Annotated in this window: 20 protein-coding genes and 2 tRNA genes; 12 read left to right on the plus strand and 10 right to left on the minus strand. The window is 58.6% G+C overall.

Annotated elements, in window-relative coordinates:
* Position 1: 1 nt before the first annotated feature.
* Entirely contained in the window at positions 2-721 is a 720-nt protein-coding gene (gene hisA, locus ACRZ9U_RS04125; RefSeq protein ID WP_170401433.1) for a 1-(5-phosphoribosyl)-5-[(5-phosphoribosylamino)methylideneamino]imidazole-4-carboxamide isomerase, read from the minus strand.
* A 134-nt stretch (positions 722-855) separates the two neighbouring features.
* Here hisA and ACRZ9U_RS04130 point away from each other — a divergent pair, with 134 nt between their 5' ends.
* Entirely contained in the window at positions 856-1,257 is a 402-nt protein-coding gene (locus ACRZ9U_RS04130) for a DUF2147 domain-containing protein (RefSeq protein ID WP_170401430.1), read from the plus strand.
* 3 nt (positions 1,258-1,260) lie between these two features.
* On the opposite strand, the gene hisH is transcribed toward ACRZ9U_RS04130, so the two are convergent.
* Together hisH and hisB are read right to left on the minus strand one after the other, a co-directional pair.
* Positions 1,261-1,899 (minus strand): imidazole glycerol phosphate synthase subunit HisH, encoded by a 639-nt coding sequence (gene hisH / locus ACRZ9U_RS04135; RefSeq protein ID WP_170401427.1) that lies wholly within the window; start codon positions 1,897-1,899, stop codon positions 1,261-1,263.
* Positions 1,900-2,487 carry an imidazoleglycerol-phosphate dehydratase HisB gene (gene hisB, locus ACRZ9U_RS04140; RefSeq protein WP_170401424.1) on the minus strand — a complete coding sequence of 196 codons (588 nt, stop codon included), beginning with the start codon at positions 2,485-2,487 and terminating at the stop codon, positions 1,900-1,902.
* Between the two features lie 154 nt (positions 2,488-2,641).
* On the opposite strand from hisB, the gene ACRZ9U_RS04145 reads away from it, so the two are divergent.
* Positions 2,642-2,881, plus strand: a complete 240-nt coding sequence (locus ACRZ9U_RS04145; protein WP_170325761.1) for an Lrp/AsnC family transcriptional regulator — start codon at positions 2,642-2,644, stop codon at positions 2,879-2,881.
* Here the strand turns inward: ACRZ9U_RS04145 and ACRZ9U_RS04150 are convergent.
* From ACRZ9U_RS04150 to ACRZ9U_RS04160, 3 genes are all read right to left on the minus strand, one after another.
* The gene (locus ACRZ9U_RS04150; RefSeq protein WP_170401422.1) at positions 2,878-3,744 is read right to left on the minus strand and encodes a GNAT family N-acetyltransferase; all 867 of its coding nucleotides are present in this window, start codon (positions 3,742-3,744) and stop codon (positions 2,878-2,880) included. The genes ACRZ9U_RS04145 and ACRZ9U_RS04150 overlap by 4 nt on opposite strands.
* An 85-nt stretch (positions 3,745-3,829) precedes the next feature.
* Positions 3,830-3,904: transfer RNA gene (locus ACRZ9U_RS04155), tRNA-Gly, on the minus strand.
* A gap of 33 nt (positions 3,905-3,937) precedes the next feature.
* A tRNA-Gly gene (locus tag ACRZ9U_RS04160) sits at positions 3,938-4,012 on the minus strand.
* A 148-nt stretch (positions 4,013-4,160) separates the two neighbouring features.
* Between ACRZ9U_RS04160 and ACRZ9U_RS04165 the strand changes: the two genes are divergently transcribed.
* A complete protein-coding gene (locus ACRZ9U_RS04165) occupies positions 4,161-4,313 on the plus strand; it encodes a hypothetical protein (protein WP_170401419.1) in 153 nt (50 codons plus the stop codon).
* A 6-nt stretch (positions 4,314-4,319) separates the two neighbouring features.
* Here the strand turns inward: ACRZ9U_RS04165 and ACRZ9U_RS04170 are convergent, their stop codons facing one another.
* Entirely contained in the window at positions 4,320-4,703 is a 384-nt protein-coding gene (locus ACRZ9U_RS04170; protein ID WP_170401416.1) for an MAPEG family protein, read from the minus strand.
* A 71-nt stretch (positions 4,704-4,774) separates the two neighbouring features.
* Complete coding sequence (locus tag ACRZ9U_RS04175) at positions 4,775-8,212, minus strand: pyruvate carboxylase (RefSeq protein WP_170401412.1); 3,438 nt, start codon at positions 8,210-8,212, stop codon at positions 4,775-4,777.
* Between the two features lie 293 nt (positions 8,213-8,505).
* Between ACRZ9U_RS04175 and ACRZ9U_RS04180 the strand changes: the two genes are divergently transcribed.
* Complete coding sequence (locus ACRZ9U_RS04180; RefSeq protein WP_170401408.1) at positions 8,506-10,902, plus strand: UvrD-helicase domain-containing protein; 2,397 nt, start codon at positions 8,506-8,508, stop codon at positions 10,900-10,902.
* Between the two features lie 3 nt (positions 10,903-10,905).
* Here the strand turns inward: ACRZ9U_RS04180 and ACRZ9U_RS04185 are convergent, their stop codons facing one another.
* Positions 10,906-11,196 carry a DUF1330 domain-containing protein gene (locus ACRZ9U_RS04185; RefSeq protein WP_170401405.1) on the minus strand — a complete coding sequence of 97 codons (291 nt, stop codon included), beginning with the start codon at positions 11,194-11,196 and terminating at the stop codon, positions 10,906-10,908.
* Positions 11,197-11,570: 374 nt separating this feature from the next.
* On the minus strand, positions 11,571-11,795 hold the full coding sequence (locus ACRZ9U_RS04190; RefSeq protein ID WP_170392061.1) for a DUF1127 domain-containing protein: 225 nt from the start codon (positions 11,793-11,795) through the stop codon (positions 11,571-11,573).
* A gap of 935 nt (positions 11,796-12,730) precedes the next feature.
* On the opposite strand from ACRZ9U_RS04190, the gene mraZ reads away from it, so the two are divergent.
* From mraZ to ACRZ9U_RS04230, 8 genes are read left to right on the plus strand one after another with little or no spacing between them, the layout of a single operon-like run.
* Complete coding sequence (gene mraZ, locus ACRZ9U_RS04195) at positions 12,731-13,198, plus strand: division/cell wall cluster transcriptional repressor MraZ (RefSeq protein ID WP_480439182.1); 468 nt, start codon at positions 12,731-12,733, stop codon at positions 13,196-13,198.
* Positions 13,199-13,202: 4 nt separating this feature from the next.
* Entirely contained in the window at positions 13,203-14,195 is a 993-nt protein-coding gene (rsmH, locus tag ACRZ9U_RS04200; protein WP_170402846.1) for a 16S rRNA (cytosine(1402)-N(4))-methyltransferase RsmH, read from the plus strand.
* Complete coding sequence (ftsL, locus tag ACRZ9U_RS04205; RefSeq protein ID WP_170401400.1) at positions 14,192-14,560, plus strand: cell division protein FtsL; 369 nt, start codon at positions 14,192-14,194, stop codon at positions 14,558-14,560. The genes rsmH and ftsL overlap by 4 nt, the downstream gene beginning before the upstream one ends.
* Positions 14,557-16,344: a peptidoglycan D,D-transpeptidase FtsI family protein gene (locus ACRZ9U_RS04210; protein ID WP_170401397.1), complete on the plus strand. Its 1,788-nt coding sequence runs from the start codon at positions 14,557-14,559 to the stop codon at positions 16,342-16,344. The genes ftsL and ACRZ9U_RS04210 overlap by 4 nt, the downstream gene beginning before the upstream one ends.
* Positions 16,345-16,366: 22 nt before the next feature.
* Positions 16,367-17,848, plus strand: a complete 1,482-nt coding sequence (locus tag ACRZ9U_RS04215) for a UDP-N-acetylmuramoyl-L-alanyl-D-glutamate--2,6-diaminopimelate ligase (RefSeq protein WP_170401394.1) — start codon at positions 16,367-16,369, stop codon at positions 17,846-17,848.
* Complete coding sequence (locus ACRZ9U_RS04220) at positions 17,845-19,263, plus strand: UDP-N-acetylmuramoyl-tripeptide--D-alanyl-D-alanine ligase (RefSeq protein WP_170401391.1); 1,419 nt, start codon at positions 17,845-17,847, stop codon at positions 19,261-19,263. The genes ACRZ9U_RS04215 and ACRZ9U_RS04220 overlap by 4 nt, the downstream gene beginning before the upstream one ends.
* On the plus strand, positions 19,263-20,345 hold the full coding sequence (mraY, locus tag ACRZ9U_RS04225; RefSeq protein ID WP_170392049.1) for a phospho-N-acetylmuramoyl-pentapeptide-transferase: 1,083 nt from the start codon (positions 19,263-19,265) through the stop codon (positions 20,343-20,345). Before ACRZ9U_RS04220 ends, mraY begins: the two co-directional genes overlap by 1 nt.
* The gene (locus ACRZ9U_RS04230) at positions 20,342-20,872 is read left to right on the plus strand and encodes an AAA family ATPase (RefSeq protein WP_170401386.1); all 531 of its coding nucleotides are present in this window, start codon (positions 20,342-20,344) and stop codon (positions 20,870-20,872) included. Before mraY ends, ACRZ9U_RS04230 begins: the two co-directional genes overlap by 4 nt.
* The last annotated feature ends 8 nt before the right edge of the window (positions 20,873-20,880 follow it).

A 20,880-nucleotide genomic window follows, 5' to 3' on the forward strand; every position in this document is an offset into this window, starting at 1 on the left:
CTCAGTTCAGGGCGCGAATGGCCTCTTTTAGGTCAATCGCGCCATCATAGAGCGCGCGGCCAGAGATCGCGCCGTTCAACTCGACGCCACAATCACGCAGAGCGATCAGGTCGTCCAGCGAGCTGACACCGCCCGAGGCAATTACCGGAATCGAAACCGCCTGCGCGAGCGCCGCCGTGGCTTCGATATTCGGACCCTGCATCGCACCGTCGCGGTTGATGTCTGTATATATGATCGCTGCCACGCCAGCGTCCTCGAAACTGTGCGCCAGATCGGTGACCTGTACGTCGGTCTCTTCGGCCCAGCCCTTGGTGGCAACCATGCCGTTTCGTGCATCTATACCGACGGCTACCTTGCCCGGGAAGGCTTTGGCAGCTTCGCGCACCAGATCTGGGTTTTCGACTGCAACGGTGCCCAGAATCACCCGCGCCAGACCTTTTTCGATCCAGGTCTCGATTGTGGCCATGTCCCGGATACCACCACCCAGCTGAGCGGGCACATCACAGGCTTTCAGAATTGCCTCAACGGGTGCCGCATTAACAGGCTCCCCGGCAAAAGCACCGTTCAGATCAACCAGATGCAGCCACTCGCAACCAGCCTCGACAAAGGCGCGGGCCTGCGCAGCAGGGTCTTCGTTAAAGACCGTCGCCTTATCCATTTCACCACGCAGCAGGCGCACGGCGTTGCCGTCTTTCAGATCGATGGCGGGGTAGAGGATCATGTCGGGCGGCCCTATATCACTGTTACACGCGCGGGATATCGCACAGGCAGGGCAGGGGCGCAACGCGACGCTAAGTCATTCTTGCCCGGTGCCGAACGGCAGGTCAGACTGACCGGAAAGACAGGGAGATAACCATGAAGACATATTCTCTTGCAGCGGTCTTCGTTGCGATGGCCACCACCGCCTTTGCTGCCGATCCGGTAGACGGGCTGTGGAAGACCGCTCCGGGCGATACGGGCGGCTATTTGCATGTGTCGATTTCGGAATGTGGCAGCGCCATCTGCGGAACTATCGACAGCGCATTTGATGCCCAAGGCAACCAACAGCTGGAGTACGAAAACCTTGGCAAGCAAATCATCTGGGACATGATCCCCGAGGGTGACGGCAGCTATGACGACGGCAAAATCTGGGCCCCGGATCGCGACAAAACCTATAGTTCGAAAATGACACTGGACAGCCAGAACAAGCTGACCGTCAAGGGGTGTGCCGTGGGTGGTCTGGTCTGCCGGGGGCAGGTCTGGACGCGGGTGCAGTAAACCTCAGGGCTTCCAGGTCAGGAAATTGCCGATCATACGCAGGCCGACATCCTGGCTTTTCTCAGGGTGGAACTGCATCCCAACCATCGTGTCGCGGCCAATCACGGCCGTGACCTCTTGCCCGTAGTCCACATAGGCCAGCCGTTGCGCCGGATCCATCACCCGGAAGTGGTAGGAGTGCACAAAATAGGCGTGATCGCCTGATTTTATCCCGTCAAAGACCGGATGGTCGCTTTCCAGAATCAGATCGTTCCAGCCCATATGTGGCACCTTGAGCGCGCTGTCCGAGGGCTCGATCTTCACAACATCACCTGCGACCCAGCCCAGACCGTCGGTCTCAGCATATTCATGGCCCTTGGTCGCCATCAGCTGCATTCCGACGCAGATGCCCAGAAACGGGCGGCCTTTCTGCTCGACGGCTTCTACCATAGCGTCATAGATGCCTTTGTGGCCGCGCAACTCGGCGGCGCATGCCGGGAAAGCGCCATCACCGGGCAGAACCAATCGATCAGCCCGCGCGACAACATCTGCATCCGATGTCACGACGACCTCGCCCGCATCCAGTTCGCGGGCCATCCGTTGAAACGCCTTCTCCGCCGAGTGCAGGTTACCGCTCTCGTAGTCAATGATGGCTGTCAGCATCTACAGCGCGCCCTTAGTCGAGGGAATCGCATCCGCCTTGCGTGGGTCGGTTTCGACCGCATCGCGCAAAGCACGGGCAACGGCCTTGAAGGCGGCCTCGGCAATGTGGTGGCTGTTGAAGCCATGCAACTGATCAATATGCAGGGTGATCCCGCCATGGGTGCTGAGCGCCTGAAAGAACTCGCGCACCAGCTCGGTGTCGAACGTGCCGATCTTTTGCGTCGGCAGGTCCACATTCCAGATCAGGAACGGACGAGCCGACAAGTCCAGCGCACAGCGTACTTGTGCGTCATCCATGGGCAGATGGCACTCGCCATAGCGGCGAATACCCTTCTTGTCCCCTAGCGCCTGCGTCAGTGCCTGACCCAGCGCAATCCCGGTGTCTTCGACCGTGTGGTGGTCGTCGATGTGGTAATCACCCTTGGCACGGATCGTCATGTTGATCAGCGAATGCCGCGCCAATTGATCCAGCATGTGGTCAAAGAACCCGACGCCGGTCTGGTTGTCATACTGGCCGGTGCCGTCCAGATTGACCTCGACCGAAATCTCGGTTTCGGCGGTCTGACGGCTGATCTTAGCGCTGCGCATGGGCGAATTCCTTTTGCTACAGGCGCGCTTATAGACCCGGATGGGCGACCTATCCAGACCGCTTTAAGCCTTCGTCGCAAACTGTTGCAGGGGATTGCACCCGGACGCGGCCCGTGCCAGCCTGCGGGCAACACGAACCAACAAGGCCCGGCCCATGTCCACCTGCGTTTTCATCCAGATCCGTTGTAAACCCGGCACCACTTACAAAGTCGCCGAAGAGATCGCGCTGCGTGAAATCCATTCCGAATTGTATTCCACAAGCGGCGAATACGACCTGCTGCTGAAGCTCTACATCCCCGAAACCGAGGATGTGGGCCATTTCATCAACGAAAACCTGCTGGTGATTCCTAATATCGAACGCTCGCTGACCACGATGACGTTCAAGGCATTCTAGCCGAGTTCGAATGTCGTGATGCCATATATCCGTTCAAGGTCGATGTCTGGCGCGTGACTGGAATACATGCGCCCCGTTTCAAATACCTTGGTCAGCCCCAACTGTTTGGCCAATTCCATGGCTTGTGCGTTTGGATTAGGCTTGTCGATGAATACCTCGGCCTTTGCCTGATCGGCGGGTAGCGTCGTCAGAAGGGAAACCAAAAGCGCCTGCGCGATTTGTGGATTGTTGGCAAACAGAGGCCCGACCTTGTACCCGCTCAGGCAGCGCCGCAACGTTGCATAGCCTTTGATCCGCCCATTTTCCTCAAACACCCGCGAAACGTGGCTGGGTGCCTCCAACCAGCCGCGCAAGAACGTGTCGCGCGCGGCGGGGAACAGGCCTCGGTCATACGACTTTAGATCATCGGTTAGTGCGTTGATTGGACGAACCCGGCTGTCCTGCACGCGACCCAGGGCATCCAGGGTGCCGCCGACGGTGCCCGCGAATCGATAATTGTCATACGCCAGTTCAAAACCGAATTTCCGATAGTTGTCCTGCTGTTCGACCACACCATCCATGCCCATGTTACGATCCTGGCAATGTGCCTTGACCGCTTCGGCGACCTGCAATCCGTATCCCGAGCCGCGAAACTCGGGACGCACGATGTAGAAGCCAAGAAATGCGTAGGCATCATCGTAGTTCACGGCGGATGCGGACGCGATCATCTGGCCGTCCAGGAAACCGCCCTTGAATCCTTCGGGGTCCGAACTGCGAAAACAGACCGCGTCGTGCAGCCCGGGGTTCCAGCCTTCCTGTCCCGCCCAATCTACAGCGGTTTGAAGTTCGTCTGCTGTTAAGGCGCGAATGACGTAATCGGGCATATCCGCATCTCCGTCGTAATTTCATGTGCAGCAAAGATGCCGCAGCAATCGCGAAAGAACCAGCATGTTCGGAGAGTTTGGTATCTGGAGCGGGCGAGGCGATTCGAACGCCCGACCCTAACCTTGGCAAGGTTATGCTCTACCCCTGAGCTACGCCCGCATCAGATACTTATATGGTCCGAAGACCTCTCAATGGAGCGGGCGAGGCGATTCGAACGCCCGACCCTAACCTTGGCAAGGTTATGCTCTACCCCTGAGCTACGCCCGCGCCGTTGAGTGAAGAGGGATGTATAAATTCCCACACGAGGCTGCAAGCGGAAAAACACAAAAAACAGCAAAAATCTTTCGACGGAAATTCGGGGCTGCGGTGTTCAAGAGATATAGCAGTGAAGGAAATAAGGGATTGGGCAGAGGAAATGAAAGATATTGCAGACATTAAGATGGCGGCATTGGCGGCGCTGATTGTTCTTACCACCGTGATCTACAGTCAGAGCGATGAAACACTGGCAGAGGCGCAGCCTAGCCTTCCGCAAGCTCCTTTGATCGAAACGCAGGTTTTGACGGGCTAAACGTTCTCATACAGCCAGAACAAGATTCGCCATGGCCGCCAGCAATATGGCCGTAAAGGTCAGACCCATTCCGATCTGGCGCAGGATGATGATCTGTGGGGTCTTGCCAAAACCATAAGCGTGCAGAAGCCTGCCCGCCAAAAGTAACATCCCCAGCAGGTTCACAAGCCAGCCGCCAGCATCTTGCAGTTCGACCATGGCGATAAGCAGCAAAGCAAAGGGAGCGTATTCGGCGCAGTTCGCATGCGTTCGCATTGCCTTGATCATGGCCTTGTCGCCATGATCCCCGACCGATATTTTGCCCACCCGGCGTTGCCGAATGACATTCACGCTGAGTGCGACGTACAGAAATGCGATCAACGCGGCGTAGATCGGGGTGATGGTCAGCATGCGGCCTCCTGATGTTGCAAGGGCCGCCCGGTTCCCCGAACGGCCCTTATTAGCGTAGAAGGCTAAACCGGTTATTCCAGTTCGACCAGCAGATCCTTGGCGTCGATTTGACCTCCGGGCTGGACGTGAACAGCCTTGACCACCGCGTCGCGCTCGGCGTGGATACCTGTTTCCATCTTCATCGCTTCGATGGTCAGCAGCAGATCGCCTTCTTTGACTTCTTGACCTGTGACAGCGGCAACAGTTGCAACGACACCCGGCATTGGCGCGCCGATATGGTTGGGGTTACCAACTTCGGCCTTTGGCCGCTGAGCGGTTGATGCTTTCACCAAACGGTTCGGCACGCGGATCACGCGGGGCTGACCGTTGAGTTCGAAGAACACGCGAACCTCGCCATTCTCGTCCGTCTCGCCGATGGCCTGACAGCGAATCTCCAGCGTCTTGCCGGGATCGATCTCGGCGGTGATCTCCTCGCCCGGCTCCATGCCGTAAAAGAAGGTACGCGTGGGGAGAGTACGGACCGGGCCATAAGTGCGGTGACGGCCCATATAGTCGAGGAACACCTTGGGATACATCAGATATCCATTCAGGTCCTCGTCATCGATCTCTTTGCCCTCAAGCTGTTTGGACAAATCGGCGCGGGTGGCCTCGAGATCGACCGCTTCGACATGCTTGCCGGGGCGTTCGGTGTTGGGGGCCTCGTCCTTCAGGACCTTCTGGATGATGGTATCGGGGAACCCGCCCGGAGGCTGACCCAGATTGCCGCGCATCATGTCCACCACCGAGTCGGGGAAGGCGACATCAGTGTTCGGGTCTTCGACCTGCGCGCGGGTCATGTTCTGGCTGACCATCATCAGCGCCATGTCACCGACCACCTTGGACGACGGCGTCACCTTGACGATATCGCCGAACATCTGGTTCACGTCCGCATACATCTGAGCAACCTCGTGCCAGCGTTCTTCGAGTCCAAGCGAACGCGCCTGTGCCTTGAGGTTGGTAAACTGACCACCAGGCATTTCGTGCAGATATACCTCGGAGGCCGGGGCCTGCAGGCTGGACTCGAAGGCCGCGTATTGGCCACGCACTGCCTCGAAATAGTCGCTGATCTCACGGATGGCCTTGATGTCCAACCCGGTGTCTCGCTCGGTATGGCGCAACGCCTCGACCACGGTGCCGAGCGTTGCCTGAGAGGTGTTGCCGCTGAAACTGTCCATCGCGCAATCCACCGCGTCCACACCGGCCTCGGAGGCGGCCAGAATGGTGGCGCTTGCAATGCCTGCGGTGTCATGGGTGTGGAAGTGGATCGGCAGCCCGACCTCTTCCTTCAGCGCCCGGATCAGGATCTTGGCGGAGGCCGGTTTCAGCAGTCCGGCCATATCCTTCAGGCCCAGCACATGTGCGCCAGCGTCACGCAGTTCCTTGGCCATTCCGACATAGTATTTGAGGTCATACTTAGCACGGTCCGGGTCCAGAATATCGCCGGTATAGCAAACGGTGCCTTCACAGATCTTGTTGTTTTCGATCACCGCGTCCATGGCGACGCGCATGTTCTCGACCCAGTTCAGCGAGTCGAACACGCGGAACACGTCGACACCCTTGGCCGCCTGACGCACAAACTCCTGCACCACGTTATCGGGATAGTTGGTATAGCCAACCCCGTTCGCCCCGCGCAGCAGCATCTGGGTCATCAGGTTCGGCATCGCCTCACGCAGATCACGCAGGCGCTGCCAAGGGCATTCCTGCAGGAAGCGATAGGCGACATCGAAGGTTGCACCGCCCCAGCATTCGACGCTGAATAGCTGCGGCAAGTTCGCAGCATAGCTGGGTGCTACTTTGATCATATCGATCGAACGCATCCGGGTTGCCAGCAGCGACTGGTGCCCGTCGCGCATGGTGGTGTCGGTGATCAGCAGCTGACGCTGCGCCTTCATCCAGTCAGCAACCGCCTGCGGGCCTTTTTGCTCCAGCAGGTTGCGGGTGCCCATCTGCGGTTCGGCCTTGGGCGCGGGGGGCCTGGCCTCTTTCAGGTCGGGGCGCGGCATCGGGCGATCCTTGGTTTCGGGATGCCCGTTCACAGTGATGTCGGCGATATAGTTCAGAACCTTGGTGCCCCGGTCGCGGCGCTTCTTGAACTGGAACAGGTCCGGTGTCTCATCGATGAACTTGGTGGTGTATTCATTCGACAGGAAAGTCGGGTGCTTTAGCAGGTTTTCGACAAATGCGATGTTGGTGGAAACACCGCGCACACGGAATTCCCGCAGCGCACGGTCCATCCGCGCAATCGCCTTTTCTGGCGTTGGGGCCCAAGCGGTCACCTTGGTCAGCAGAGAGTCATAATACCGCGTGATCACCCCGCCTGCATAAGCGGTGCCGCCATCCAGGCGAATGCCCATGCCGGTGGCCGAGCGATAGGCGGTGATGCGGCCATAGTCGGGGATGAAGTTGTTTAGTGGGTCCTCGGTGGTCACGCGGGTCTGCAGCGCGTGGCCGTTCAGGCGAATGTCGGACTGCGTGGCCTTGCCGGTGGCCTCGGTCAGGGTCTTGCCTTCGGCGATCAGGATCTGAGCCTGCACGATGTCGATGCCGGTGACTTCCTCGGTGACGGTGTGTTCCACCTGCACGCGCGGGTTCACTTCGATGAAGTAGAACTTGCTGGTGTTCATATCCATCAGGAACTCGACGGTGCCCGCGCATTCATAGTTCACATGGGCGCAGATACGACGGCCCAGCTCGCAGATTTCGGCGCGCTGTTCTTCGGTCAGGTACGGGGCAGGCGCGCGTTCCACGACCTTCTGGTTGCGGCGCTGGACCGAACAATCGCGTTCATAGAGGTGGTAGATCTCACCATGCTTGTCGCCCAGAATCTGCACTTCGACGTGACGGGCGCGGGTGATCATCTTTTCCAGATAACCCTCGCCATTGCCGAACGCCGCCTCGGCCTCGCGGCGGCCTTCCAGAACCTTTTCCTCCAGCTCATCCTCGGACAGGATCGGGCGCATACCACGGCCACCGCCGCCCCAAGACGCTTTCAGCATCAGCGGATAGCCGATCTCGGCTGCCTCGGCCTTGATGGCTGCCATGTCGTCGCCCAACACCTCGGTCGCCGGGATAACCGGAACGTCGGCGGCAATCGCCACTTTCCGAGCGCTGGCCTTGTCGCCAAGCGCGCGCATGGTCTCGGCCTTGGGTCCGATGAAGGTGATGCCGTTCTGAACGCAGGCATCCACGAAATCCGGGTTTTCGGACAGCAAACCGTAACCAGGGTGGATCGCATCTGCGCCGCTTTCTTTGGCCACCCGGATGATCTCGTCAATCGACAGATACGCCGCAACCGGTCCCAGATCTGCGCCAATGCGATAGGCCTCATCCGCCTTGAACCGGTGCAGGCCCAACTTGTCCTCCTCGGCGAAGACCGCGACGGTGCGCTTGCCCATCTCGTTGGCTGCCCGCATCACACGGATGGCAATCTCGCCGCGATTGGCAATCAGGATTTTCTTGAAGTCTGTCATTTCAGGTCCCGGTCTTAATGGCTGTGGCCTTGTGCATAGGCGGACAATACGGCCACGTACATATGTAGTTCTGGGTAGAACCGGCATGTTAACGCTCGCAAACGCCGCCCTTTTGCGCAAACTTATTGCACATGCTGCATTGCGGCATCAATCCCTCGTAGAAAAGAGCAGATTATGCCCGTTTCCCCGAATATCTTCGCTGCGCCCTTTGGAGGGATGATTCTATTTGATTTGAGCGAACAAGCCGTGAACAAACCCTTTCCCTCCGCGCCCATCCGGCGTAGTTTACCGGCATGAGCAGTTTTGACGAAATGGACGCCTTCGAAGGCGCATCGCTGTCGGCGCGGGCGATGCCTGCGACCTCGGCTGAGTACCTCAACGATCTCAACCCGGCGCAGCGCGAAGCGGTTGAGCGGCTGGATGGTCCGGTGCTGATGTTGGCTGGTGCGGGCACGGGCAAAACAAAAGCTCTGACCGCTCGGATCACCCATCTGCTCAGGACACATAGGGTGCGTGAGAATGAGATTCTGGCGGTGACCTTCACCAATAAGGCCGCGCGAGAGATGAAAGAGCGGGTAGGGCGGATGCTGGGCCGACCCGCTGAGGGGATGCCGTGGCTTGGCACCTTCCACGCAATTTGCGTCAAGCTGCTGCGTCGCCATGCGGAACTGGTCGATCTGAAATCGAACTTCACAATTTTGGACACTGACGATCAGAAACGGCTGCTAAAACAGCTGACTCAAGCCGCCAACATTGACGACAAGCGCTGGCCCGCTCGGATGCTGGCCGGGATCATCGATGACTGGAAAAACCGAGCCCTGACGCCCGACAAGGTGCCTGCTGCGGATGCGGGGGCCTATAATCACAAGGGTATCGAGCTTTATGCCCAATACCAGACCCGCCTACGCGAGCTGAATGCGGTGGATTTCGGCGACCTGTTGCTGCACATGGTCACGATTTTCCAAACCCACCCGGACGTGCTGGAGCAATACCAGCGCTGGTTCCGTTACATCCTTGTGGACGAGTACCAGGATACCAACGTCGCCCAATATCTCTGGCTTCGTCTGCTTGCAGGGGGCCACAAGAACATCTGTTGCGTCGGCGATGACGATCAGTCGATCTATGGCTGGCGCGGGGCCGAGGTGGGCAACATTCTGCGGTTCGAAAAGGACTTCCCTGGCGCCTTCGTGGTCCGGCTGGAACAGAACTACCGCTCGACCCCGCATATTCTGGCCGCTGCGTCCAACGTCATTCGTGGCAATGAAAGCCGCTTGGGCAAAGAGCTTTGGACCAACCGCGAAGAGGGTGAAAAGGTCCGTCTGATCGGCCATTGGGATGGCGAGGAAGAAGCGCGTTGGATCGGAGAAGAGATCGACGCGATGCAAGGTGGCACGCGCGGTGTGCGGCCGATGAACCTTGATGAGATCGCGATCCTCGTACGCGCTTCGCACCAGATGCGGGCGTTTGAGGATCGGTTTTTGACCATTGGTCTGCCTTACAAGGTGATTGGCGGCCCTCGATTCTATGAGCGGATGGAGATTCGCGATGCCATGGCCTATTTCCGGCTGGTGGTCAGCCCCGAGGATGATCTGGCCTTCGAGCGGATCGTGAACACACCCAAACGCGGCCTCGGCGACAAGGCGCAGCAAACGATTCAGGTGGTGGCGCGCGAGAATGGCGTGTCTCTGGTCGAAGGGGCACGGATCGCGGTCGATAACAGCCTGATCAAGGGCAAGGGTAGCAAGGCGCTGCGCGAACTGATCGACGGGTTGGCGCGGTGGAATGCAATGACGCGTGGGCCTCGGATCGAGGTGGACGATGATACGGTGATTGATGACGGTGTTTCACCGATCCGATACGGCGCGCCCGAGCATTCGCATATCGAGCTGGCGCAGATCGTCTTGGACGAATCCGGCTATACCGCGCATTGGCAGAACGAAAAGACGCCCGAGGCGCCGGGGCGGCTGGAAAACCTAAAAGAACTGGTCAATCAGCTGGACAATTTCGAAAACCTGCAAGGGTTTCTGGAGCATGTCAGTCTGGTGATGGATAACGAGCAGGACAGCGACGGGGCCAAAGTCTCGATCATGACGCTGCACGCGGCCAAGGGGCTGGAGTTTCCCGCGGTTTTCCTTCCGGGGTGGGAGGATGGATTGTTCCCCTCTCAGCGTTCGATGGACGAATCCGGTCTCAAAGGCCTCGAAGAAGAACGAAGGCTGGCCTATGTCGGTATTACCCGTGCAGAAGAGGTCTGTACGATTTCCTTTGCAGCCAACCGACGGGTGTTCGGACAATGGCAGAATTCGATGCCGTCCCGGTTCATTGATGAGTTGCCCGAAGATCATGTGGAAGTGCTGACACCTCCGGGGCTCTATGGTGGTGGTCAGCAGGCAGCCGGGATCGAAACTCGCGCAGCCGAGGCGAATGTCTATAACTCTCCGGGCTGGAAGCGGATGCAGGCGCGGCAGGGTCAATATGGCATGTCTCAGCCAAAAGAAAGCCGGAATACTGTGATTGATGCGACAGCCGTGGCCAGCTTTACGCTGGGCGAGCGAGTGTTTCACCAGAAATTCGGCTATGGCGCAGTGATCGGCATCGAAGGTGATAAAGTCGAGGTCGATTTCGACAAGGCAGGGGTCAAGAAAGTGGTCTCGCGCTTTCTGACCAACAAGGATGACGTGCCGTTCTGAAGCTTACAACCCTTCGACCAGCACAAGATTCGCCGTCGCCGTTTTTTGCCTGATCTTGGCCAATTCGACATAGTCCGGATCGTCCTTCCACGCGTTTGCGGCAGCCATATCCGGAAACTCCATCAGGACGATCCCATCTTCTTCCCAACTGCCTTCGATCACTTCAACGGGTTTTGAGGATACGGTTAGAAGCCTTCCGCCATGCCGGTCAAAGATCGGCATGAATCCTTCGAGGTATTTCTGGTACCCATCCGGGTCATGAATGGAAATCTGGGCGATGAAATAAGCGGCCATGGGAGACTCCTGACAAATCGTTCACGACCCCAGCCTACATCTTGTGTGCAAAAAACGAAAAACGGCGGTTCCCAGGGAGGAGGAGGGGAACCGCCGTTCTTTTCTACATCAGGGCAGGGAGGAGGAAGCCCCGATGTATCCGTACCCGGGTTTGATCCCGGTATGAGGAAGACGCGGCGACGTCAGGGAGGAGGAAGACGTCGCCGCGCGCTTTCAACATCGAGGCAGGGAGGAGGAGAGCCCCGATGTATCAGGTTCCGGCGGTCAGGGCCGGTATTAGGTGCGGCAACGTCAGGGAGGAGGAGAGACGCTGCCGCTGAAATACAGGTCCGAAAGGGAGGAGGACGGACCTGATCTCGGTGTTCTTGTTGCGCTTACCGCGCGATCTGCTCTTCGGTGGCCTGTTGGGCCAGCCGGCGGATCATCGAGCGGTGCAAGCCCAGATCAGCCAATTCCCGATCTGACAGTCCCGACAATTCGTTGACTGTCTGACGGTACAGGCGATAACGAGCAACCCGGGTTTTCACGGTCTCAACCAGCGTTGAGATTCCATTTGCCGGTGTGCCTTTCAGAGCTGTTTGTGTGCTTGCGACTGCCATCTTCAAGATCCGTTCATTCTTACTGTTGCCGGCATCGTCCGGCGTTTGCTTGAGACTGAAGATAGGCAAATGCTGCGATCGCACAATAGTTCGCGTCGTCAATGCTGCTATGCAGCAAATGCATGGATTGGCAGGATAATCCGGTACGCCCCAATAATTGCCTTTAAAATACTGGTTTTCACGTGTGGTTGACGTTTCGTGTGTCCAGACCCTGTGATGGTGACCGCTTATCTATTGAGCGGAATTGGTGTTTGTTTGGGCATGTTGTGTCAACTCAAGAGGGGCAAATCTTCTCACCGCAGGTCCGGCGCCTGGGGTGATGGTGCTATGGGAAAGCATGGGTCGCCTATGGGAATGGCCTGTAAAGGGACCGCGATTCGCCCTCTTCGGCTGTCATTCATGGGTGTCTGCGCCAAATAGTGCGTAATTCTAAAAATTATTGGGAATTCATGGGAGGAATAATCTAGGCGTCAATTCTTACATATTTAGTGTTAGTAAGCATTTGGAGCACAATTTGTGGCATATTTGATCCGAGTTTCGATTGCATTAGTCTTGATCTGAAGCCTGCATCAGGCCTCCATATGCAAATTTCCTATTGATTTCCATGAATTCCCATGGCATCCCTTGTGTACCCGATGAGGGCGAGGACAGTTGAGGGGCACCAAACGACCCCGAACCAAAAATACAAAAACAGGTTTCATACAGGCATCTCGCTTTCATCACTTAACAGATCCGGCGCGCGGGCGAGCAGACATCCCCCCAGGTGGCGCGCGCAGCTGGACATCCCGCAAAGCGGGTCAATGCGGCGGGTTGATCAGTGGCAGCAGATCAACCCGCCGTTTTACTTCCGGGGGGAACGTGAATTTTGAGGTGGAGCGCAAGCGAAAGGGACAGTCGTCTTGGCGCGCAGGTTTAGAGGCGAAAGCCAGCATAAGGTGGATACGAAGGGCAGGGTCTCGATCCCGGCCTCGTTTCGTCGTGTGCTTGAGGCCTCGGACCCCAGCTGGCAACCCGGTGACAATCCTGAACTCGTGATTGTCTATGGCGACCACCGCCGCAAATACCTTGAATGTTACACCATGGAAGCGATCGACGAGGTGGATGCCAAGATCGATGCGCTGCCACGTGGCTCGATGCAGCGTCGGATGCTTCAGCGGATGTTCCATGGTCAGTCCTTCCCGACCAATGTGGACGAAACGGGTCGTTTGGTGCTGCCCGCAAAGCTGCGCAACAAGATCGACCTTGAGAACGAGGCGTTCTTTATCGCTGCCGGTGATACCTTCCAGATCTGGAAGCCCGAGACATACGAGGCCGAGGAACTGGCCACGACCGAGGAATGGCTTGACGATCTGCCGGATGATTTCGATCCGATGCAGTATCTCGATGGCATCGGGGATGGGTGACGGCATGGCCGGCGCTCAGACCTCATCGGACAAACCTCATATCCCCGTTCTTCTGCGCCCGTTGTTGGCCGCCGTGGCGCCGGTATCCGGTGCCTGGCTGGACGGCACATTCGGCGCAGGCGGCTATACTCGTGCGTTGCTGGAGGCCGGGGCCGAGAAGGTCATTGGCGTCGATCGCGACCCACTGGCATTTGAAATGGCCGCTGACTGGGCTGGGGAATACGGTGACCGGCTGGTGATGCAGCAGGGCGTGTTCTCTCGCATGGATGAATATGCACAGGATCTGGACGGCGTGGTGCTGGATCTTGGTGTCTCATCCATGCAGTTGGATCAGGCTGAACGCGGTTTTTCCTTCATGAAAGACGGTCCGTTGGACATGCGGATGAGCCAAGATGGTGAAAGCGCAGCTGATCTGGTGAATACGGCAACCGAGACGCAATTGGCCGACATCCTGTTCCATTTCGGTGAGGAACGCGCCAGTCGTCGTATAGCAAAGGCCATCGTCAAGACGCGGGCCGAAGAACCGATCACAACAACTCTGCGGCTGGTCGAGATTATCGAATCCTGCCTGCCGCGCCCCAAACCGGGCCAATCGCACCCGGCGACGCGCAGTTTTCAAGGGCTACGGATCGCGGTGAACGCAGAATACGAAGAACTGTTTCAGGGGCTTATGGCCGCCGAGCGCGCTTTGAAGCCGGGCGGGCAACTGGCCGTTGTGACTTTCCATTCCATAGAAGACCGGATGGTGAAGCGGTTCTTCCAATCGCGCGCGGGCAAAACCGGACGCGCCAACCGTTATGCGCCTGAGATGGAGCAGGAGAAGCCGCAATTCATACTCAAGACCCGCAAGGCCGTAGGGCCGGATGAGCAGGAACTTGAAGAAAACCCACGTGCACGCTCGGCAAAATTGCGTGTCGCGATAAGAACGGATGCCCCGGCAGGGGAAATTGAGGCCCGGGCCATCGGCATGCCGCAATTGGGGGGAAGGGCAAGATGAAGAGTATTCTGTATGTGTTGACTGCACTGTCCGTATTCGGGCTGGCGCTTTGGGCTTATCAAGAGAACTATCGCACGCAGCAGGTGCTGAAGGAAACGCAGTTGCTGCAAGGCCAGATCGGGATGGCGCAGGCGCGACTCGCCGTGCTGAATGCCGAATGGGCCTATCTAAACCGGCCTGATCGTTTGCGTGAGCTGGCGGACTTGAATTTCGAACGTCTCAGCTTGCTGCCTCTGCGGGCTGAGCAGTTTGGTCGCGCCGATCAGATTTCCTATGGCGAGGACCCGGATCTGCCCATCGTCGACCCGCTTGAAATACAGGACGTCACTGACATTCAGGCACTGATCGAGGTGCAGGTTCCATGACCCGTACACCACTTCGCCCTCTGGCCCGTATCCTCGACGCCCGTGCAAAGGGTGAAAACCCCAAGGCGATTGAACGAGAGAACATCCGCAAACGCCACGAAGACATGAAAGACCGCGCCCGCGCACGCGCCGAGGGCCGCCTGTTGGTGTTGGGTATTTTCTTCTTTTGCGCCTTTTCGGTCGTAGGCTTTCGTATGGGCGTTCTGGCTACATCCGAGGCGCAAGAACCATTGGCAAGTGCGCCGGGGGCCTCCATCGCCATGCAACGCGCCAATATCGTGGATCGCGAAGGCCGTATTCTGGCGACCAATCTGGACACCTATTCTGTCTATGCGCAGCCACCGCTGATGATTGACCCGATCGCCGCAGCCGAGCAACTGGTCGCTATTTTCCCTGATCTGGAAAAAGAGCGTTTGGTCAAAGACTTCACCGGTAAGCGAAAATTCCTGTGGATCAAGAAGCGCATCTCGCCCGAGCAGAAGCAGGCGGTGCATGACATCGGAGATCCCGGCATCCTGTTCGGCCCGCGCGAAATGCGGCTATATCCCAATGGCAGACTCGCGGCGCATATTCTGGGCGGCTCGGGCTTTGGCCGCGAAGGTGTCAGCGCAGCTGAGGTGATCGGCGTAGCTGGCGTCGAAAAACAGTTCGACGGCTATCTGCGCGACCCGGCCAACGGCAACAAGCCGCTGCAACTGTCGCTGGATCTGACCGTTCAAGCGGCGGTAGAACAGGTGCTATATGGCGGCATGAAGATCATGAACGCCAAAGGAGCCTCGGCGGTTCTGATGAACGCCCATACGGGCGAGGTCGTCTCGGCCGCGTCGTTGCCGTCTTTTGACCCCAATGACCGTCCGCGCCCGCCGACCTCGGGCTTCGATCCCTCGGACAGCCCGCTGTTCAATCGCTACGTACAGGGTGTCTATGAGCTGGGTTCGGTGTTCAAAATCTTCACCGCCGCGCAGGCGGTGCAGCTAGGTCTGGTGAACTCCAACACCATCATTGACACTTCCGGCCCAATGAAAATCGGGCGCTTCCCGATTGGCGAGTTTAACGGCAAGAATTATGGTGAGATCAGTGTCTCGGATGTAATCAAGTACAGCTCGAACCGAGGCACCGGGCGGCTGGCCTTGCAAATCGGGGCCGACCGGCAACAGGATTTTCTGAACGCGCTAGGCATGTTCGACCCAACCCCATTCGAGATTGTCGAGGCCAAGGGCGGGCAACCGCTCAAGCCCAAGAAATGGGGCGAGTTGAGCACCGTGACGATTTCTTATGGCCACGGCCTTTCGACCAGCCCCATGCATCTGGCCGCTGGTTACGCAGCGATTGCCAATGGCGGGTACTATGTCAGCCCCACGATCTTGCGCCGCAATGGCCCGCAATACGGCCCTCGCGTGATGTCCGAAAACACCGCCAAGCAGGCGCAAAATATGCTACGCAAAGTGGTCACGGATGGCACCGCCAGCTTTGGTGATGTCAAAGGGTACGACGTGGCGGGAAAGACCGGTACTGCCGATAAACCCAAGCCGCGTGGCGGGTACTATGAGGACAAGGTGATTGCCACCTTCGCCACCATCTTCCCGGCTTATGATCCGAAATATGTGCTAATCGTCACGCTGGATGAACCGTCCATCGTAGCCTATGGCGAAAAGCGCCGCACGGCGGGTTGGACTGCCGTTCCCGTTGCTGCCGAACTGATTGGACGGGTGGCGCCGCTATTGGGTCTCAGACCCCGGCTTGAGCCTGAGGCGCGCGCTGCTATAACGCTGACCTCAAATTAGGCTGTCCAGCGAAAGGTGGGTCATGGGCAATCGGTCAAAGAAACTCAGCGAACTGGCCCTGACCGCACGGGGAGGGGCCAATCCCGAAATCACCGGTCTGGCTGTCGACAGCCGCGAGGTCAAAGACGGCTTCCTGTTCGCAGCTCTTCCCGGCACCCGCGTCCATGGTGGAGACTTCATCCAATACGCCCTGCGTATGGGCGCCGCCGCGATCCTGACGGACGCGAAAGGGGCCGAGATTGCCACCGACGAACTAGCCGCATCCGATGCTGCACTGATCGTCACGGAAGACCCCCGTCAGGCACTGGCAGGGGCCGCCGCCCTATGGTTTGGCGCGCAACCGCAGACCATCGTAGCGGTCACCGGCACCAATGGAAAAACCTCGGTCGCCAGTTTCGTCCGCCAGATCTGGACCGAGCTTGGACTTGCCGCCGTCAACCTGGGCACCACCGGTGTCGAGGGCGCATGGACTGCGCCGCTGGCCCATACCACACCCGAGCCGATCACTCTGCACCGCTGTCTTGCCGAGGCTGCCGAAAATGGCGTGACCCATGCGGCGATGGAGGCCTCCTCGCACGGGCTTGAACAGCGTCGCTTGGACGGGGTGCATCTGACCGCTGCCGGGTTCTCGAATTTCACGCAGGATCATCTGGACTATCACGACACGTTCGAGGCCTACTTCGCAGCCAAGGCGGGTCTGTTTGATCGTGTGCTGCCCGAAGACGGGGGCGCTGTGGTCAACCTTGGTGATCCCAAGGGTGCTGAGATGCGCAAGATCGCCGAGGCACGCGGCCAGAATATAATCACCGTGGGCCCTGAGGGTTCTGATCTTTGTCTTCTGAATCAACGCTTTGACGCGACCGGGCAGGATTTGCGCTTTTCATGGAAAGGCAAGGCCTATCAAACCCGCCTGAATCTGATCGGCGGCTTTCAGGCCGAGAACGTTTTGCTGGCTTGCGGATTGGTCATCGCGGCGGGCGAGGACCCCGACCGCGTGTTCGAAACCTTGCCGCACCTGATCACCGTGCGCGGACGGATGCAGCTGGCTGCCACCCGCGACAACGGCGCGGCGGTGTTTGTGGATTACGCGCATACGCCGGATGCCGTGGCCACTGCACTGAAGGCGATGCGCCCGCATGTCATGGGACGTCTGATCGCCATTGTTGGTGCAGGCGGTGACCGAGACGCCACTAAACGCCCATTGATGGGGCGGGCCGCTGCTGAAAACGCCGATGTGGTCTTTGTTACCGATGACAACCCACGCAGCGAAGACCCGGCCACCATCCGCGGTGCTGTCATGTTGGGCGCACCCGAAGCCACGGAAGTCGGGGACCGGGCCGAGGCCATCCTGCGCGGCATCGACGCGCTGCAACCGGGCGACGCTCTGCTGATTGCGGGCAAGGGACACGAAACCGGCCAGATCGTCGGAGATCAGGTCCTGCCCTTTGACGATGTGGAACAGGCCAGTATCAGCGTTGCCGCGCTGGACGGGAGGGTCGCATGACGCTCTGGACCGCAGCCGAGGCCGCAGAGGCCACCAACGGGCGCGCCACCACCGATTGGCAGGTGAACGGCGTCTCCATCGACACGCGCACCCTGCAGCCGGGTGACCTGTTCGTTGCGTTGAAGGCTGCCCGCGACGGCCATGATTTCGTCGCCCAAGCGCTTGAAAAAGGCGCAGGCGCAGCGCTTGTGTCGCATATTCCCGAAGGCGTGCCCGAAGATGCACCGCTGTTGATCGTCGACGATGTGCAGACGGGTCTAGAGGCGTTGGGGCAGGCGGCTCGCACCCGGACAGGTGCGCGCGTGGTGGGGGTGACTGGCAGCGTGGGTAAAACCTCGACCAAGGAAATGCTGGCCAGCATTCTGGAGACGCAAGGCAAAACTCATGCCAGCGTCGCCAGCTACAATAACCATTGGGGCGTGCCTTTGACGCTGGCGCGAATGCCGCGCGACACCGAGTTCGCGGTGATCGAGATCGGCATGAATCATCCGGGCGAAATCGCTCCGCTGGCGCGTCAGGCGCAACCGCATGTGGGGCTGGTGACTACAGTAGCCGCCGTCCACCTCGAAGCCTTCGACTCGGTTGCGGGTATTGCATTTGAAAAAGCTGCGATCTTCGACGGGCTGGCCGAGGGCGGCACCGCTATCGTCAACGCCGATATCGAACACGCGGGCATCTTGCGCGACTGCGCCGCTGCGCATGGTGCAAGGATCGTCGAATTTGGCCACAAGGCGCGGGACTATGCCCTGACCAACGTGCTCCAAGGCCCTGACTCGGTGCGGGGACACGGAATCGTCGGCGGCGCAGACATCACATTCGATGTCCAATCCGCGGGAACTCACTTTGCTATGAACGCGCTGGGCGCTCTGGCGGCCTGTGTCGTGCTGGGGGTCGATCTGGATCAGGCGATTGCCGGTCTGCGCCGCTGGTCTCCGGTCAAAGGGCGCGGTGTGCGCGAGGTGATCGCGCTGCCAGATGGTGGGCAGATTGAACTGCTCGATGACAGCTACAACGCCAATCCAACCTCGATGGAGGCCGCTCTCGACGTGCTGTTTGCGTCGGCGGGCAAACGCAAGATCGCGTTTCTGGGCGACATGAAAGAGCTTGGTGCGCAAGAGCAGGCGATGCACGCCGCCATGGCCGAGGTGCCTGCGATAGCGCATGTTGATCAGGTTCATTGCATCGGCCCGTTGATGCAAGCGCTGCATCAGGCTCTGCCCGAGGGCAAGCGCGGGTTGTGGACGGAAACCAGCGATGAGATGGCCGCCCATTTGCCGGAATTGATCCGCAGTGGCGATGTAGTGATGGCCAAGGGCTCTCTCAGCATGGCTCTGGCACAGATCGTTGACGGTCTGCGGCAAATGGGGCATGGCAGCGCGCCAGAGAGCCGCCGTATTGTGAGAAAGGTTTTGTAATGCTCTATTGGTTAACCGCCCTGTCGGACGGAGGGGATTTCTGGAACCTCTTCCGCTATATCACCTTCCGGGCGGGGGGCGCCTTTCTGACTGCGCTAATCTTTGGGTTTCTGTTCGGAAAACCCTTGATCAACGTATTGCGCAAGCGGCAAGGCAAAGGTCAACCGATCCGAGATGATGGCCCCGAGGCGCATCTGTCCAAGGCCGGGACCCCCACCATGGGCGGGCTTCTGATCGTGGGTGCGCTGGTCACCTCGACCCTGATCTGGGCGCGCTGGGACAATCCGTATGTCTGGATGGTACTGTTCGTGACGCTGGCCTATGCGGCCATCGGCTTCGCGGACGATTATGCCAAGGTCTCAAAGCAGAACACCAAGGGCGTTTCCGGTAAAATGCGGTTGGCGCTGGGGATCATCATCGCCGTGCTGGCGTCACTCTGGGCGACGCTGCACCATCCCAGCGATTTGCAGAACCAGCTGGCTCTGCCGGTGTTCAAGGATACGCTGATCAATCTTGGCCTTTTCTATATCCCCTTTGCGGTGATCGTCATTGTGGGTGCGGCCAACGCGGTGAACCTGACAGATGGTCTGGACGGGCTGGCGATCATGCCCGCGATGATCGCGGCCTCGACCCTTGGTGTGATTGCCTATGCGGTCGGGCGGGTCGACTTCACCGAGTATCTTGATGTTCACTATGTGCCTGGCACCGGTGAAATCTTCATCTTCACTTCAGCGCTGTTTGGTGCGGGGCTGGGATTCTTGTGGTACAACGCCCCTCCGGCGGCGGTTTTCATGGGTGATACCGGATCACTGGCTCTGGGCGGTGCGCTGGGCGCGATTGCCGTGGCTACCAAACACGAGTTGGTATTGGCAGTCGTGGGCGGGCTGTTCGTGGTTGAAGCTTTAAGTGTGATCATCCAGGTTCTTTATTTCAAACGGACCGGAAAGCGGGTGTTCCTGATGGCGCCGATCCATCACCATTATGAGAAAAAGGGTTGGGCTGAACCCACCATCGTGATCCGGTTCTGGATCATTTCACTGATCTTAGCGATGATCGGGCTGGCGACGCTGAAAGTCAGATGAGCCCGCGTTGCGTCGTGCTATCTGGATGCTCCGGTGGTGGCAAATCAACACTGCTGGAGGAGATGGCCCGACGCGGATATTCAACAGTTTCCGAGCCGGGTCGTCGTGTCATTGCCGAGGAAAGACAAGGTGGTGGTCGCGCTCTGCCTTGGGTCAACTCCGAGGTATTCTGCCACCGGATCATTGAACTTGCGATATCAGACTTCGACAATGCCAAAGATGATCTTGTGCTATTTGATCGTTCGGCATTGGACGCGCTGATTTGGTTTGATCGAACCGGTACACCGTTGGAGACCAAAGTGCGTGAACAGATACTGCACTTGGGCTACGACCCATGCGTGTTTCTCTTTCCTCCTTGGCCTGAGATATTCGAACAGGATGATGACCGGCGGCACAACTTGGCCGCAGCTATTGCGGAATACGATGCATTGTGCGACCGGTTACCAGACTATGGGTTCGTAATAGAAAACGTTCCAAAAGGGCCAGTCGCTTGGCGGGCGGACTGGCTGGAAGAACGGCTCGGATAGAAGGTGTA

It is taken from the genome of Ruegeria sp. D7, from assembly GCF_056534355.1.